Genomic DNA, 18,916 nt, shown 5'->3' on the forward strand with positions numbered 1-18,916 from the left:
CCCACTGCATCGGTAACCAATACCTTATCGTTACCTCCACTTAATATGTTTTCTGTCTGAACTGCATTATCCGCCAATTTAGCATTGGTCACCGCATCATCACCCAATTTTACCGTGGTCACTGCGCCATCGGCCAATTTTGCCGTTACAATGGATAGGTCCTCAACCTTAAAAGGATCTGCTGTCGTTCCAACACCTGTAATCGTTACTTGATCGGATATGGCATCGAAGCTGGACTTGTCAACCCAGGCAACTGTACCAACCGCATCGGTAACCAAAACCTTATCGTTGCCTCCACTTAATATGTTTTCTGTCTGTACCGCATTATCCGCCAATTTTGCATTGGTCACCGCATCATCACCCAATTTTACCGTGGTCACTGCGCCATCGGCCAATTTTGCCGTTACAATGGATAGGTCCTCAACCTTAAAAGGATCGGCTGTCGTTCCAACACCTGTAATCGTTACTTGATCGGATATAGCATCGAAGCTGGACTTGTCAACCCATGCAACTGTACCAACCGCATCGGTAACCAAAACCTTATCGTTTCCTCCACTTAATATATTTTCTGTCTGTACCGCGTCATCCGCCAATTTTGCATTGGTCACCGCATCATCACCCAACTTTGCAGTTACAATGGATAGGTCCTCAACCTTAAAAGGGTCGGCAACCGTGCCCACTCCTGTAATCGTAACCTGATCCGAGATGGCATCGAAGCTGGACTTGTCAACCCATGCAACTGTACCAACCGCATCGGTAACCAAAACCTTATCGTTTCCTCCACTTAATATGTTTTCTGTCTGTACCGCATTGTCCGCCAATTTAGCATTGGTCACCGCATCATCACCCAATTTTACCGTGGTCACTGCGCCATCGGCCAATTTTGCCGTTACAATGGATAGGTCCTCAACCTTAAAAGGATCAGCTGTCGTTCCAACACCTGTAATCGTAACCTGATCCGAGATGGCATCGAAGCTCGACTTGTCAACCCAGGCAACTGTACCAACCGCATCGGTAACCAAAACCTTATCGTTACCGCCACTTAATATGTTTTCTGTCTGAACCGCATTGTCCGCCAATTTAGCATTGGTCACTGCATCATCACCCAATTTTACCGTGGTCACTGCGCCATCGGCCAATTTTGCCGTTACAATGGATAGGTCCTCAACCTTAAAAGGATCAGCTGTCGTTCCAACACCTGTAATCGTTACTTGATCCGAGATAGCATCGAAGCTCGACTTGTCAACCCAGGCAACTGTACCAACCGCATCGGTAACCAAAACCTTATCGTTTCCTCCACTTAATATGTTTTCTGTCTGAACTGCATTGTCCGCCAATTTAGCATTGGTCACCGCATCATCACCCAATTTTACCGTGGTCACTGCGCCATCGGCCAATTTTGCCGTTACAATGGATAGGTCCTCAACCTTAAAAGGATCAGCTGTCGTTCCAACACCTGTAATCGTTACCTGATCCGAGATGGCATCGAAGCTGGACCTGTCAACCCAGGCAACTGTACCAACCGCATCGGTAACCAAAACCTTATCGTTACCTCCACTTAATATGTTTTCTGTCTGTACCGCATTATCCGCCAATTTAGCATTGGTCACCGCATCATCACCCAATTTTACCGTGGTCACTGCGCCATCGGCCAATTTTGCCGTTACAATGGATAGGTCTTCTACCTTAAAAGGGTCGGCAACCGTGCCCACTCCTGTAATCGTTACCTGATCCGAGATGGCATCGAAGCTGGACTTGTCAACCCAGGCAACTGTACCGACCGCATCGGTAACCAAAACCTTATCGTTGCCTCCACTTAATATGTTTTCTGTCTGTACCGCATTATCCGCCAATTTAGCATTGGTCACCGCATCATCACCCAATTTTACCGTGGTCACTGCGCCATCGGCCAATTTTGCCGTTACAATGGATAGGTCTTCTACCTTGAAGGGATCCGCTGTTGTTCCAACACCCGTGATCGTAACCTGATCCGAGATGGCATCAAAGCTCGACTTGTCCACCCAGGCAACTGTACCGACCGCATCGGTAACCAAAACCTTATCGTTTCCTCCACTTAATATGTTTTCTGTCTGTACCGCATCATCCGCCAATTTAGCATTGGTCACTGCATCATCACCCAATTTTACCGTGGTCACTGCGCCATCGGCCAATTTTACCGTGGTCACAGCGCCATCGGCCAGTTTGGCCGTTACAATGGATAGGTCCTCAACCTTAAAAGGGTCGGCAACCGTGCCCACTCCTGTAATCGTTACCTGGTCCGAGATGGCATCGAAGCTGGACCTGTCAACCCAGGCAACTGTACCAACCGCATCGGTAACCAAAACCTTATCGTTACCACCACTTAATATGTTTTCTGTCTGTACCGCATTATCCGCCAATTTAGCATTGGTCACCGCATCAGGGCCAAGTTTGGAATTTACTATTGAAAGGTCTTCTACTTTGAAGGGATCCGCTACCGTTCCTACTCCGGTAATAGTTACCTGATCGGCCAAAACAGCGAAGCTGGACTTGTCAACCCAAACTACTGTGCCCACTGCATCGGTAACCAATACCTTATCGTTACCTCCACTTAATATGTTTTCTGTCTGAACTGCATTATCCGCCAATTTAGCATTGGTCACCGCATCATCACCCAATTTTACCGTGGTCACTGCGCCATCTGCCAATTTTGCCGTTACAATGGATAGGTCTTCTACTTTGAAGGGATCCGCTACCGTTCCTACTCCGGTAATAGTTACCTGATCGGCCAAAACAGCGAAGCTGGACTTGTCAACCCAAACTACTGTACCCACTGCATCGGTAACCAATACCTTATCGTTACCTCCACTTAATATGTTTTCTGTCTGAACTGCATTGTCCGCCAATTTAGCATTGGTCACTGCATCATCACCCAATTTTACCGTGGTCACTGCGCCATCGGCCAATTTTGCCGTTACAATGGATAGGTCCTCAACCTTAAAAGGATCAGCTGTCGTTCCAACACCTGTAATCGTTACTTGATCCGAGATGGCATCGAAGCTGGATTTGTCCACCCAGGCCACGGTACCAATGGCATCGGTAACCAAAACTTTATCGTTACCTCCACTTAATATGTTTTCTGTCTGAACTGCATTGTCCGCCAGTTTTGCATTGGTCACTGCATCATCACCCAATTTTACGGTAGTCACCGCTCCATCGGCGAGTTTTGCAGTGACAATGGAAAGGTCCTCTACCTTGAAAGGGTCCAAGGTGGTACCTAAACCTGTTATAGTAACCTGATCGGCGATGGCATCGAAGCTGGATTTGTCCACCCAGGCAACAGTACCAATGGCATCCGTAACCATAACCTTGTCATTGCCACCGGAAGCCAAATCCTCCGTAAGGATGGTCCCGTTCAATATATTTTCTGTTTGTACCGCGTCATCTGCCAATTTTGCATTGGTAACCGCATCATCACCTAATTTTGATGTTACTATGGAAAAATCCTCCACTTTGAAGGGGTCTGCAACTGTACCCACTCCTGTAATTGTTATTTGGTCGGCGATAGCCGTAAAGCTCGATCTGTTAACCCAGACTACAGTACCAACGGCGTCCGTAACCAATACCTGGTCCACACCCCCGCTTAAAATATTTTCTGTCTGAACAGCGTCATCCGCCAATTTAGCATTGGTAACAGCGTCATCCCCAATTTCCAATACTACATCACCCAACAAGGCATTTACATCTCCACTCACGTTTATGGTAGTGGAGATAATATTGCCATCACCTGTTAGACTACTTAAATCGGCATTAAAAGTTCCCCCATTCTCTAAGGTTAGTGTCAATTGATTGTTAGCGGGATTAAAGCTAAAGACCTGAAGTTGTTGACTATCCGTAGAAGTTAACTCCCAAGAATCTCCATCCCAAAAATAGATAGTTCCTGTATTTGTATTTACGTATATATCTCCAATATCTGCCCCAGTAGGCGTTGCAGTCCCAGGTGCAGTAACAAGTGTGCCGCTGAGCACCTCGCAATTACACTGGTCTTCCAAATTCACTGTGGTTTGCGCCATGGCAAATCCAGAAATTAGAAATATGATTAATAAAATCCCCTTCTTCATGATATATACTTTACTTAAGTTGGTCTTTATTCAGTTGGCGTTAATAAGTTCTAGACAGTATTAATCTTTCTTTAATTCTGTAAAACTCATTGGATAATTCATAATCTTGGTAAATCCTATACTGGTTTAGAGATAACAACAATTTACTTTGTTGTTTTTTAAACCATGTTGAAAAAATGTTCTTATTCAAATTTTTCATAAGTAGGATTATCTAGTCTTTTAAAATGGTAATATTTATGTTTGTCCTATTTTATAATTAAACGGATCAATAACACCATACAAAATTAACCGTACTGCTGGCTACAAGAAATAAATGTTGTGTAACCCTATATTTATACTGTCTATACATCGATAGTTGAGGTTTTATAAATTTCACAACCACTTTTCCGGGCTATTTCACTCGTCGATCATCCTAATAATAGCAACACTTGCCGAAATTTAATTGTGGGAAAAATCACATGAATTGACTTTTGTGGATTGACAGAATTCTCTAATTCTTTTTAACTCTATAGGTTATCCTCCTATTGGTTATTACAGTTTTAACCTGAACGGTAAGTAGAGCAGAAGAAGATGCTACTGCAGAACAACTGGACCCTGATTTTGAGGCCAAAATCCTAAATAGATAATTATTTTGGTCAATATCGACTTTATGTATTGTAAGGGTTTTTGTATTTGTACCAGTGTAATCTGCTCCTTCTGTTAGATTCAAAAAGCTACCTCCTCCATCAGTACTGAACTGCCATTGATAAATATCTGCGTTGCCTGTAGTTGCTGTAAAACTAGTTGTTTCACCTACAAATACTGTTTTATCGGGTCCTATAGTTGCCGTTGATGGAGTATCCTCCGTAACTGAGACGCCAGTTCTCGTTGCACTTTTACAGTTGGTGGCGGTATTCCTAGCTTCGGCATAGTATGTCCCCGGCCCCAAGGGAGTATAATTTGTACTACCAAGCAATAACAATGTACCTCCACTGGCCGAATCGTACCAGTCTACGGTTTGACCAAAACCTACATTAGCCGTAATTGTTGGGACAGTGTCCCCTGCACAATAACTCTGGTTGCCACCACTGGTAGGGGCATTGACCACCGGACAGCTACAATTGGGTGCCGTCACTGGTAGGTCCTCGCTACATCCATTGGCGTCCGTTACAGTTATTGTGATATTGGTACCTGAAGGTACGTTAACAATTTCCCAAACGTTCCCTGAAGTGTTGGTTACCGTACCAGCGGTACTGGTAACAGTACCCGAGCTAACTGTAACCTCTAGTTCATAGGTCGTTGGTTGAAATAAGCGGAATACACAACTGGGCGAATCGGAAACCGTAATCGTAGGTCGTGGATGGACCGTAAGGGTAACTGAATTTGAGGTAACAGGATCACAAACGTGGCTAGAGCTTGATACAATCACCCTATATTGGCTACCATTATGTGAGTTTTGGGCGTTAGTAATGTTTAATTGGTTGGTATTACTACCACTGTGTATACCCGAATCCGTAAGGTCTTCCCAAATAGATCCATTAAAAAACTGCCATTGATAGGTATCAACATTGGAGGCCACGACCGAGAAAGAGGTATCACCATCTTCGCAAATACTTTCGTCCGCGGGTTGAGTATTAATAAGTGGGGCAGCTCCTGCTTCCCTATAATCTGGTGTTCCATTGGCATCCCCATCGGCAGGAACGGGATATGCCGCCGAGCTTACGGATCCGTCGGAGTTAATTGATGGGGGAATTCCAGTTCCGTAATATCCATTTGTATCTCCATCCACTGCTATATCTGCATAGGCCTCCATGGCATCGTTACATCCGTCTTCATCACTGTCCAAATCTAAAAAATCTTGTACAGCATCTCCATCCGTATTTCTAATCGTATAGTTAATGATGCCACTTTCTGGAGAGGTCTCCACTATATTAGCCAAGCCATTGGCACCATATCCGCTGTTGACCACACCATTGGTATGTGCCTGACCATGGCCTGCTTCAACAGCGTCGTAAATACCGTCATTATCAGAATCCAAATCTAAATGGTTGGGTATTCCGTCATTATCAGAATCGCAATTTGCTGCGGAAAAATCTCCAAAGAAAAATACTTTACCATCCGGTCCATCCGAGGTAGCTCCAGGGAACGTCATTCGTAACCCTCTAACCTTACTTCCCAAAGGTGCTATATCATCTATGGGAAATAAAGCCACAAACATTCCGCCAGATTGGTAGTTATTCACCTTGTGTCCAGAATCTACATAATCGGTAAGATTCACCGAAATACTTCCCAATACGTTTCCATTAACATCCAATGCTTCAACGAAATAAGGGTTATTACCGTTTCGTTCCGTAATGATCAAGGTTACTTCCCCTGTAGACGTTATAGGAGAATCATATAGTAAGGTATAATTATCAGCAGTATAGTTAGAATTATCCATGGCATGATAATAATTTAAATCCCTGCTTTGAAAACTGGGTATTATTTGATCGGAAAAATTGGGATTATTATAATAGTCATAGGAATTCACGGTATGATCCGATAAATACACTCTACCAGTTGCATTTATATTATTGTAACTAGCACTATACGAGTCTGGAGCTATAAAATCCCCAAATGTTCGGCCTTTTAGAGTAATCTCATTTAGAATATGGCTCCCGGAAATGTTATTTGGATTAGCACTTGAAATGTTTAAAGAGAAGTCAGAGGCGGGATAAGATCCATCATGACCACTATCGGTAATCTCACATTCCTGAGAATCCGGGATCCCGTCATTGTCATTGTCCAAATCGATGTCATCTGGAGTACCATCACCGTCATTGTCCAGTTCACAGCTATATGTTGAAACGGTTTTACTGGCATCTACGTAACTAAGGTTATCCTCTGAACTATCATCACTACTTTTAAAGCGAATATAAAGCCAATCTATAGGAGAAGTAAAGGTAAAATCGAGCTGTGCATTATTGCCTACTTGTGTCCATGGTCCCGTAGCACTGGAAGAAATCCAAATATCAAAATCATCACCATCTTCTCCATATACTGTAACCGAATCCCCACTATTTATGGCCTCGCTCATTTCCAGTACCAATTCATCATTCTCATTATTGAACCTTGCATTGGTACCATCGTTGTTGCCCAGGGCATTATTTTGATTGCCTACATTATCATCTACAATTACCCCCGAAGCGTATACGTTTATGACACTGGTATATTCAACCATAGTATTTCCCGACGGACATGCCGTATCGTCCTGTATAATTATTTGGTAATCTTCCGCCTCCCCATCACTTGCCTCAGAATTACCAGCCGGTAAACCTGTGTCCGATGAAAATCTAAAACGGGCATAGGAAGTTCCTATAGTCGCTGTACCGGGTACAGTTACATTTAGTGTTATACTTCCTCCGCTCGGAGCCAGGTCTGTAGCAATTTGCTCTCCAGAGTCCTCAAAATCCCCATCCCTATTAAAATCGATCCAAGCATTTAAAACTCCTGCACCATTCGTAGTTATATCGATCACTTTTGTGGTTCCACGATCTAGAACCTGTCCACTAAAATCAATTCCCCCACTGAAAACACCATCTTCATCGTCTCCCGTATTGTCATCGCTATTACCAATACTGAAATTCATGAAGGGATTTTCACTATCTGGTGGCACCGATCCCAAATATATTGTAATTGGAGTTGTCGTTAATACCGGTAAAATATGAGCTGCAAAGCCATATGAGGCAGGTGCATCACCAGCATCATTTCGTGTACCAAGGTTTCCCATTATGGATTCAACATCACCTGTACTACCTAATTGCGCGGCCGGTGTTAATTCTCCTGTTGAAGTATTTACTATAAAAATGGTTCTTCCCAATCCCACATTATTTTCATCTTCAATGTAATTTGTTCCGTCACTCGCATAGGTAATTCCCTCTCCATCTATGGCGGAAGATGTAGTAAAGGCATAAGCTGTGACTCCAGTGGTTATATCCACTGTGTAATAATCTACGTTATTGTCATTCTGAATATAAAACTCGGCTGTATCAGGATTCCACGAAATTCCATCAGCGTTAGATCGCGCCCCGGACATCACCACTGGAAATCCTGCATAAGGGGACCATGCTGGTAGTGAACCGTCCACATTGGGATTGATAGCCGTTATACGATCCGCACCTCCATTAGTTCCATTATTGTAAACTATTACTAAAATTTCTTCTCCCGTATTGTTATTGATGTAGAATTCGGCCCCTTCCACATGCCCCGGAACTATACCCGTTTTCACCAAGGTAGCTACTCCTGTTATAGGATCAATAGAATACATATCGGAACTAGGTGTGGGTTCATCTCCCTCGAAAACATATACCTGTCTATCCGTTGATCTATAGCCACCCCCTTCCCCTGAAAAGATAATCGGTGATCCCCCATAGGTTATATTCGTAATTGTAGGGGAAGGCAAAGGAGAAGCAGTTGGATCTGGTGCCACGGAATACAATTCGGACCTATTATCCGACATATAATAAATATAGGGTAGTCCTCTATTTAGATTTGGTACTATGGTTGGTAATGTCGTAAGCGGCGGGGGAGTAAAATCTGCCACAATGGACAAAACGGGTGATTTGGACGAATCCCCGTTGTATGCTTCCGCTGTACGCTCACCTGATCCATTGATTACAAAAGCCATTGCGTTACCATTGACCCAACCACCTCTATTTACAATTTCTTGTACAATAGCTGTAAGATCCGGTGTTCGTTGATTAGCCCCTGCTTGTCCTACTGAATTCCAAGAAGGTATGCTGTTCCAAGAAACAGAGGCCGATGTCAATGTTCTGCTTGAAATATTATAATTTGAGTTAGAAAATATACTGGCATTGTTGGTATCTTCACCTCTAATGGTCACCGAAGTACTACCTGTGTCAGTCTCATCCGTTGTAAATTGAATACTGGCACTTAAAATAGTGGTTCCCTGAGGTATGTTGATATTTTGAAATCGAATGCCCACGTATTGGTTTGTTCCACCGTCACTGGTCAATTCCAAATCGGAACTACCAAGATCCATATTTCCGTTCGAAACCTGCTCTTCGGCATCATCATTGCCCTGAGCCACCTGTGAGGTAATTGTCGTCTGGGCAGAAGCAATGCCCGCCAAGATCATCAACAAACCAAAAAGAATTTTATGTAAGCTTGGAAATCTCATTAAATAAGTTTAGACCAGTAAAATTTTGTAACGGTATAAAAAATTGACGTTAAATGAATTACTAGATTACAAAACTACCACAGTTGAAGAATGAGGAAAATAAATGTTGTGTAAGGGGCAAATAACACTGCAAAGCCCCTAAAGGATGAAGTTAAATAGTTTTAACTGCCCGCCAAAACTAAGGAATATGAATTAAAATACTGAAAATAAAGATTTTAAAATCTTACCTAGTAATGAGATCAATTTGCATCGACCCTATAGGTTATCTTCCTGTTGGTAATGACCGTTCTTACCTTAACCGTTAGCAAGGCCGAGGATGATGCTGTTGACGGACAACTTGATCCCGATTTTGAGGCCAAAACACGATACCTATATCCATTTTTATCGGCTCCAGCAGTCTTAACGGTCAAGGCTGTAGACTGCGTTCCAGCATACTCCGCACCGTTTGAAATATTGTTGAACACCGTTCCCCCATCTGTACTTATTTGCCATTGATAGGTGTCGGCATTAGTTGCGGTTACGGTAAAAATGGCATTGCCACCTGTAAAAATTGATTGATCCGGTCCAATGGTAGCCGTAGGAGGGGTATCTTGCGTAACTACTATGGCCGTTCTGGCACCACTGCGGCAATTGGTTGTGGTATTCCGTGCTTCCGCATAAAAAGTCCCTGGGCCGCTAGGAGTATAAGTTGTATTGCCCAATAGCAATAAAGTACCTCCACTGGCCGAATCGTACCAGTCCACCGTCTCCCCAAAACCTACCGATGCCGTTATGCTTGGCACAGCATCTCCTGTGCAATATGATTTATTCCCACCGCTAGTAGGTGAATTTACTACCGGGCAGGCGCAATTGGGGGCGGTAACGGGTAGTTGATTTGTACAACCATTGGCACCAGTCACCGTTACCACAATGTTGGTTCCGGAAGAAACATTGGTAATGGCCCATACATTGCCCGATGTATTTGTAACGGCCCCAGCCGTACTTGTTACTGTTCCCGTGCTAACGGTTACCTCCAATTGATAGGTAGTAGGTGAAAATAGCCTAAATACACATGTAGGAGGACTACTGACCGAAATGGTAGGTCTTGGAAGAATGGTTAGTTTTACCGCAGTTCTAAATAGGCTTCTGCGATTGGAATCTGAATTGTCCACACTTTCTCCGTAATAGGTAACATTTCCTACCGTGTTTAAGGTTGGAGAAACTGGAGAACCACCACTTGTAGCCGTATACCATACCACATGGGCCCCAGAAGGAGGGGTTGCGGAAGCAGTGAGGGTCTGTATTGGATTTTGGGCACATTCGGTAATATCCCCATTACTGGTTGGAGGAGGAAGTGCTGATTCTATATCGTCGAAAGAGTAATCAGTTCCACCATTACCATTACACGCAGAAAATTTTCTTGATCCAAGCCAAATTAGTTGGGAAGCGCTACACTGGTTTTGCTTCAAAGTATCAATCTGCCCACCATTGTTGTAGATTATAGCATCTGCGGGTAAACGCAGATCGGCATTCTTAACCCATTTAAGAATACCGTCACTCTGTATGGCAATCAACATAATGTCAACTTGAAAATCTCCATTATCTGGCAATAAAAGAGTATCATTGCCCCCAGTTTCATCCCCAATAATAAGCTTGTCTATGATATAGGAAGTTATGTTCACATTTAGAGTTACGGTATTACCACTACCTATGGTTACCGTACCCACATTACTGTTTTGCCCGGGATATGATGTGGCATTTACCCATGCAATGCCATTATAGAATTGCCATGTGCTAGCACTACCCCAATCGCCAGAAGTCTTGGACCTATAATCTCCAGTAACCTGAGCAAATACCGGGATACTAAAAAATACAAACAAAACTACTAAAACCGTTTGCTTTAATTTCTGGCTCAAAAACTTGGATCCAAAAGACATATATTATTAGTAATTACGACCGTCATTAACTTCTGACAATTGTTTCTATGATGAATACTTAAATAGTACGAAAACTACTGTTTAACGCAATAATGGGTGAAAATATTACATGAGCAAAGCATCTAAAACATTATGTTGTGAAACAGCAACAAACTGTTGTATATGAATAATTAAACGAGAAGTGGAAACATGAATACAGTAGAAATAAAGCTTTCATTTACTAGGATCCTAGTGTCCTGTATATCTTTTTATTGGAAAAAGCCTTATTATTCTAAACAATAAAGCAGCTGTGAAAACAGCTGCTTTATATATTTTTTTAGGGCAAATATTATTCCAATATCAAGAATTCCGATCTACGATTCAATTGGTGTTCTTGTTTACTGCATTTCACCCCATTGACACATCTGTTTACCAAACGGGTCTCACCAAAGCCTTCCCCTTCCAGTCTATCACTTGCTATTCCTTTAGAAACCATATAGGCCACGGTAGATTCCGCTCTTTTTTGTGATAGCCATAAATTATAGGCATCAACCCCCTGACTGTCCGTATGGGAAGTAACCTTAAGCTTTAAACTTGGATACTTTTCCATGGCCGCAATTACCTTTTGAATTTCAATTTCAGCGTCCGGCCTAACATTATACCTGTCGAAATCAAAATATATGGTGCTTAACTGCAGTAATTTGGCCAAATCGTCGCCATAGCCCGCTGTTACAGTATCTCTTTCAAGGTAAAAATCGATAATTCTTGGTTTACTGTCCGATAAATTTAAATACTCCTCTGAAGGCACATATCCCTGCATAGTTGCCCTGACAAAATTGCCTTTATTACAATCTATTGCAATGCTATAGTTGCCATTGGAATCTGTAATTACAGAAGCCAATTCCTCATTATTTTCATCAATAACTTTAACCGTTGCCCCAACCAATACTTCATTGGATATTTTATCCCTAACCGTACCTGTAATTGGCTTAATACAATCGAATTCCAGTTTTTTGGTCTCAACAAAACTATATATATCATCCTCTCCCACTCCATTCTCTCGGTTAGAAGCAAAGTAACCGTTTCTGGTTTCTTCGTTCATAATGAATGTAAAATCGTCCAACTCACTGTTTACGGGCTTTCCGACATTTAAAACGGTCCCTATATACTGACTGTTGGAAATTTTCGTAGCAAATATGTCCAAACCACCTAAGCCTGGATGACCATCCGATGAAAAGTAAAGTATATTTTCACTGGTAACGTATGGGAAAGTTTCCCGAGCCTCCGTATTTATGATGTCTCCTAAATTTACAGGTGTCCCATATGTACCATCACTATTTATAGCCACCTTAAATATATCCGACTCCCCATAAGAACCGGGCATATCGGATGCAAAATAAAGCAGATTTTCATCTGGACTAAGTGTTGGATGTGCTATTGAATAGGATTCACTGTTAAAGGGAAGCTCTTCAATTTGGGTCCACACCCCATTTTCTTTGGTCGCCTTAAATATTTTAAGACGTACAACCCCTTTTTTGTCCTTTACCGTTTTACCATCAAAAAGATTATTTCTGGTAAAATAAAGCGTATTGCCGTCTTTGGTGAAAACAGAGGTGGATTCGTGAAATCTTGTATTGATCTCATCTCCAAATTTCACCACCCTATTCTCCGAAATACTGTCGATATTTATCTTGTATAGATCTAAGAAATCCTTGGAATTCCAAGTATGCCTATAACGAGCCAAGTTACCCGTGTCTCTATCCGAAGAGAATATTAACCCCTGCTTATAGAATGTAGGAGCAAAATCCGAATATCTGGAATTAAATTCAAATTTACCAATTTCGTATCTACCTGAATTTTGTTCTATTTCCGCCAAATAGTCCCTTTCCGCCATATAAAGATTGGCCCTAACATCTGCGGATGTCATTTGGGAAAACTGTGCCATTACTTCTTTGGAAAGATCATACTCTCCGAGGGACCTTAAGGTCTGGGCATATCTAAAATAGTATTCCGGCCCAATGCCTTCTTTGTATTCGTTTAAAAGTCTTTTATATATTTTGGAAGCCTCCTTGTAATCAGCATTAAAATAATAAGAATTTCCAAGTTTCATTAATAGATCTGCTGAGGAATATCCCTTATCCAATACACGTTTATAGATATCAATGGCCGGACTAAAGGAGTAATCCCTATATTTTTCATCTGCCTTGTTTACCAATCGGTCCTGGGCAATGACAACATTACCAATGACAGAAAATAACAACGTCAGCAAAAATATTCTTTTTATCATTTTATTTTTTTTAAAAGAAACGCGGTGATACCATTCTTTGGAACGATTTTACCAATTCAAATCTTAAAAACACTTCGATAGACCCATCATTAAATTGAGTTCCACCCAACTCAGTGGTTTCCCTATCATAAGCTAGCCCAACCATGAACTGATCACTCAACTGGAAACCTAGCATACCACTTAATGCCGCATCCCATCTGTAAGCTGCACCAAAACTAAACTTGTCATTAAACAGGAAACTCGCGGACAAATCTATTTGCAAAGGTGCACCGCCCACTACTTTGGTCAATATCGCCGGCTTGAATTTAAAATTATTATTTAAGTCAAATACATATCCAGTAATCAAATAAAAATTCATCCGTTCGGCCGAAAGGAACTGTACTGAATTGGGATCTCTTTGTGAATTGTCAAAATACTGGGTTTCCACTAGGTTAGGTGCAGAAAGTCCGGCATAAAATTTATTTGTGTGGTAATAAATGCCCACCCCAAAATTGGGAGAAAATTTATTATCAATATTATCGCCTTGAATATTTTCCGAATCAAAATTGTTCAATCCGTTAAAATCCAAATTTAACATATTACCTCCTACCTTTAATCCAAATGACAATTTGGCATCCAAAGCAACATCAACAGTATAGGACAACACTGCATCGAACTGTGTTTCCTGAACAACACCGTCCCCAATATTATCATTGATAATAGAAATTCCGTAACCCAATCTGCTATTCCTTATGGGCGAGTGCAAGTTTAAGGTCTGCGTTTTAGGGGCTCCTTCCAGACCTACCCATTGAGATCTGTAAAGTGCCGCAATACTCAATTGCCCCCTAGAACCTGCATATGCCGGGTTAACGCTCATTGTATTATACATATATTGGGTATATTGGGCGTCTTGTTGGGCGTGAAGCCCGGCAAAAATGGAAAACAACATTAAAACGGTAACGAAGAGACTCTTTTTATATATCATCTACTCTAAAATATATTATTTACTGACATAAATATAACCACTATCTGTAATATTCTGCTGTTTATTTTCATAGTTGAAAATATAATAATAAACACCGGCGGGCAAATAATTGTTTCCAGTAACGGTAGATCTTGCTTTGGACCTACCATCAAATACATTATTTTGGTTATTGTATCCTTTACCTTCATATACCGAAACTCCCCATCTATTGAAGATTTTCAAGGTATTGTTATTGGCATTTCTAACCCCTCTAATAAATAGGAAGTCGTTTTTACCATCAGAATTGGGGGTCACCAATTGATTCACTTCAATTTTTTCATCTTCATCACCTTCTTCCACAATAACTGTAACCGTTGCCGTATCGCAATTGTCCGTATTGGCCGCTTCACAGATCATGTAGTCAATGGTATAGGTGCCATCGGCGGTACCAGGGGCCACGCTTAGGCTGCCATCCTCGTTTATCGCTAGTTCGTCCGTTGGGGTCGAAGTGAGTACCACATCCGTAGGCCCAACAGGATCTCCGTTAAGGGTATCGTTATCAAGTACATTGCTGTCAGGGATAACTCCGCTAACACCCGTATCCACGGTATAGCTATCGTCAACCGCATCAAGTACATTATCCATATCAGGGCCTACCTGAATGGTCACTGTGCCCGAATCGCAATTGTCCGTATTGGCCACCTCACAGATGGTATATTCTATAGTGTAGGTGCCATCGGCAGTGCCGGGGGCCACGCTTACGCTGCCATCCTCGTTTATCGCTAGTTCGTTCGTTGGGGTCGAAGTGAGTACCATATCCGTAGGCCCAACAGGATCCCCGTTAAGGGTATCGTTATCAAGTACGTTACTATCAGGGATAACTCCGTTAACACCGCTGTCCAAGGTATAGCTATCGTCAACCGCATCCAATATATTATCCATATCCGGACCTACCTGAATGGTCACTGTGCCGGAATCGCAATTGTCCGTATTGGCCGCTTCGCAGATCGTATAATCAATGGTATAGGTGCCATCCGCGGTACCGGGGGCCACGCTTACGCTGCCATCCTCGTTTATCGCTAGTTCGTCCGTTGGGGTCGAAGTGAGTATTACATCCGTAGGCCCAACAGGATCGCCGTTAAGGGTATCGTTATCAAGTACGTTACTGTCAGGGATAACTCCACTAACACCCGTATCTACGGTATAGCTATCGTCAACCGCATCAAGTACATTGTCCATATCAGGGCCTACCAGAATGGTCACTGTGCCCGAATCGCAATTGTCCGTATTGGCCGCCTCGCAGATCGTATAGTCTATGGTATAGGTGCCATCCGCGGTACCGGGGGCCACGCTTACGCTGCCATCCTCGTTTATCGCTAGTTCGTCCGTTGGGGTCGAAGTGAGTACCACATCCGTAGGACCAACAGGATCCCCGTTAAGGGTATCGTTATCAAGTACATTGCTTTCAGGGATAACTCCGCTAACACCCGTATCTACGGTATAGCTATCGTCAACCGCATTAAGTACATTGTCCATAACAGGGCCTACCTGAATGGTCACTGTGCCCGAATCGCAATTGTCCGTATTGGCCGCCTCGCAGATCGTATAGTCTATGGTATAGGTGCCATCCGCGGTACCGGGGGCCACGCTTACGCTGCCATCCTCGTTTATCGTCAGTTCGTCCGTTGGGGTAGAAGTGAGTACCACATCCGCAGGCTCTACCGGATCCCCGTTAAGGGTATCGTTATCCAGTACGTTACTGTCTGGGATAACTCCACTAACACCCGTATCTACGGTATAGCCATCGTCAACCGCATCAAGTACATTGTCCATATCAGGGCCTACCTGAATGGTTACTGTAGCCGATGCACAAACATTAGGATCGGGAATAACGTTACATACTTGATAAATTATAGTTACAATTGTATTGGATTCCGATTCAACAGGAGTGTAGGTCACAAAACCAGTTTCGGCATCAAAGACAACAGTTCCTAGCGCACTACCACCTATCATGGTCAAACTGGTAATGCCTATATTATTAGAATTATTATTTGGCAAGTAATCATCGTTCTCTAAAATATTGATAGCAACCTCGGTCAAAGCAGGGGTTGAACCCGAATCATCCCTTGCAGTAGCTACAAGTGGATCTGGATCCGTTCCATTAGGATTGCCATCATCATCACAGTCGAGAACCTCCCAGGCCACCGAAGGTGTTAGCGTAATGCTTTCCGGATTGTAATCACAGGGATCTAAAGGATCTGTACCATCTGTTTTCTCATCCTCATTGGTCACCCCGTCACCGTCACAATCCAAGCCGTTCCAGGTGCTAGAAGTTTCCACCGTCTGATGTTCCAAGACAAAATCACAGGAATCAAGCGGATCTGTACCGTCCTCTTTTTCTTTTTCGTTGGTCACCCCGTCCCCATCACAATCGGCAGTTAAATAGGCTCCATTTTGTGTTAAGGTTATACTTTCCGGTTTATAGTCACAGGGATCTAGTGGATTGGTATCATCTTCTTTCTCCTTTATGGTGGTTACCCCATCCCCGTCATCATCGATATCCCGATAATTTACGTCATCGGCACCATCGGTATTTGGAAGGTCTCCAGATGGATTATCTATTTCATCATTTACATCGAAGTCATCATTTACATCATCACCTTCATAACCATCGTCCAAACCATCCCCGTCACTATCAATTCCTCTAAACATTTGATCAGGATTTCCATCAAAATTGAAGTCATTCCCCTCGATATTATCAGGAACCGAATCGTTGTCTGTATCCAAATCCAAATAATCTGGCATATCAGTACCGTCCGTATTCACTGGAATAAGTCCCTGGTTAACTGGCCCATCATAGGCATTGTCCAACCCATCATTGTCATCATCGAGACCGGTTGGCGGAATATAACCATCAGTAAGCTGAGCCTCCACATTATCGGGAATACCGTCATTGTCCGAATCGATATCTACCCTATCTGGATAGCCATCACCATCAGAATCTATATCCTTACTGAAACTAACAGTTTGTGGATCAACGAAGTTATCTAGACAGGAAAATTGAATTCCGGATTGTCTAGGAACATTGGTTGTGAAATTATCATTGGTAGTGGTCTGAATCCCAAATCGGAATACAAAAGTACTTATATCCACAAATTCAACTGCCACATTAACGGAAGGATGAGAATTGGATATCCCAGCATATTCTTTCATTCCCCCATTGATCAATAGCCCACCTGATGTATAGTTAACCCCAACTTCGGTAGGATTGTCATAAGTATAGCTTACCGGTGTATCGAATCTATTGAATTCCTGATATTGAACATTCCCATCTACGTCGATAAAATTGGCAATAAGCTCATCAAGAACAGCAGTTTCATTGGTACCTGTTTTCACCATGGAGATTCGTAAATCTACATAAGGCCTTCTTATATCATCAGTTGTTGTAAACTCAATCTCAGGCTTAAAAAATTCAGGGTCAACCGAATTTTGATCCAATGTGCTTATTCGGCCACTTACAACACTTTCAATGGTTACTAAAGCATCAAGATCATCTGTAATATTAGAAAACCTGTATACGGCACCTTCTGCCAAAGCATTACCAGATTCCAAGGTTGGTACATTACTGAAATTCAATTTTGGTATGCTTTCACAATCAAAATCCGTACTTATCACACTGGATTCAAGACTATCGAGTATTCCATCATTGTCGGAATCCAAATCCAAATAATCAGGAATTCCATCCTTATCCGTATCTACTGGAATGAGACCTTCACCACTTCCTGCAGTGGTCTCATATGCATCATCCAATCCATTCTTATCATTATCAGCATTGGAAGGAGCAATGTAATTCCGCGAAGCCTGTGCCTCAATATTATCCAATATCCCGTCATTATCCGAATCTACATCCAGATAATTCGGAATTCCATCTCCATCAGTATCAATATTGCCTTCAATTGAATCTATTATGCCATCACCATCAGAATCAACATCAATGGAATCTAAAACTCCATCACCATCTGAATCCATATAAACCATGTCATACGGTTGAAAAGTAGAAATATTGTCAAAAGAGGAAGTAAGTAGTAAGGCCAAAAATGCTATTGGCAAAATTAAGGCACTACTCACTTTTCCTTTAAAATTAAAGAAAGTAATTTTTTCCATAAATGATAGTTTTGTTTCAACTAATCACCATGGCATAATAGGTAACAATAGATGTAAGAAGTTGGGGCCAACTCCAAAATTACATGCAAGATATGTCTAAAAAATCAATAGTCATAAGGTTTTCAAGCCATAAATTGAAGAAAATCTGCCAATAACCGTATTACTCGACAAAGTGTTAAAATTACTTAAGAACGACCATAAATGAACGCCGTTTATCCAATAAAAAACCTTCAGATTACAATAGCAATTAGTAGTTATTTACTTACGAAATAGGTAAGACAAATTGGTTGCTACATTAACAATAAACATGTCATTAAATCCAATAACCACATAATGCAGCAAAGCTTAAAATCAAAAAATGAGGACTTA

At 42.1% G+C, this 18,916-nt stretch carries 5 protein-coding genes and 1 pseudogene; all 6 read right to left on the bottom strand.

Features of this window, described 5'->3' with window-relative positions; all coding sequences use genetic code 11:
- Positions 1-4,100 (bottom strand): annotated as a pseudogene (locus MWU78_RS16645) (hypothetical protein); the annotation flags it as partial.
- A 490-nt stretch (positions 4,101-4,590) separates the two neighbouring features.
- The gene (locus MWU78_RS16650) at positions 4,591-9,258 is read right to left on the bottom strand and encodes a GEVED domain-containing protein (protein ID WP_246999796.1); all 4,668 of its coding nucleotides are present in this window, start codon (positions 9,256-9,258) and stop codon (positions 4,591-4,593) included.
- Positions 9,259-9,497: 239 nt separating this feature from the next.
- Positions 9,498-11,153, bottom strand: coding sequence for a hypothetical protein (locus MWU78_RS16655; RefSeq protein ID WP_246999798.1), 1,656 nt, complete (start codon positions 11,151-11,153; stop codon positions 9,498-9,500).
- Positions 11,154-11,502: 349 nt separating this feature from the next.
- Entirely contained in the window at positions 11,503-13,440 is a 1,938-nt protein-coding gene (locus MWU78_RS16660) for an OmpA family protein (RefSeq protein WP_246999800.1), read from the bottom strand.
- A gap of 10 nt (positions 13,441-13,450) precedes the next feature.
- Positions 13,451-14,404 carry a type IX secretion system membrane protein PorP/SprF gene (locus tag MWU78_RS16665; RefSeq protein WP_281503864.1) on the bottom strand — a complete coding sequence of 318 codons (954 nt, stop codon included), beginning with the start codon at positions 14,402-14,404 and terminating at the stop codon, positions 13,451-13,453.
- Between the two features lie 15 nt (positions 14,405-14,419).
- Positions 14,420-18,547, bottom strand: coding sequence for a gliding motility-associated C-terminal domain-containing protein (locus MWU78_RS16670; protein ID WP_246999802.1), 4,128 nt, complete (start codon positions 18,545-18,547; stop codon positions 14,420-14,422).
- Between the last annotated feature and the right edge of the window lie 369 nt (positions 18,548-18,916).

The sequence above is a fragment of the Arenibacter sp. F26102 genome, assembly GCF_023015865.1.
GTDB lineage: Bacteria > Bacteroidota > Bacteroidia > Flavobacteriales > Flavobacteriaceae > Arenibacter.

Bases quoted from the DNA above. Each gene is read 5' to 3' on its own strand.
- MWU78_RS16665 (WP_281503864.1), bottom strand. From the start codon at position 14,404: ATGATATATAAAAAGAGTCTCTTCGTTACCGTTTTAATGTTGTTTTCC.
- MWU78_RS16670 (WP_246999802.1), bottom strand. From the start codon at position 18,547: ATGGAAAAAATTACTTTCTTTAATTTTAAAGGAAAAGTGAGTAGTGCC.
- MWU78_RS16660 (WP_246999800.1), bottom strand. From the start codon at position 13,440: ATGATAAAAAGAATATTTTTGCTGACGTTGTTATTTTCTGTCATTGGT.
- MWU78_RS16650 (WP_246999796.1), bottom strand. From the start codon at position 9,258: ATGAGATTTCCAAGCTTACATAAAATTCTTTTTGGTTTGTTGATGATC.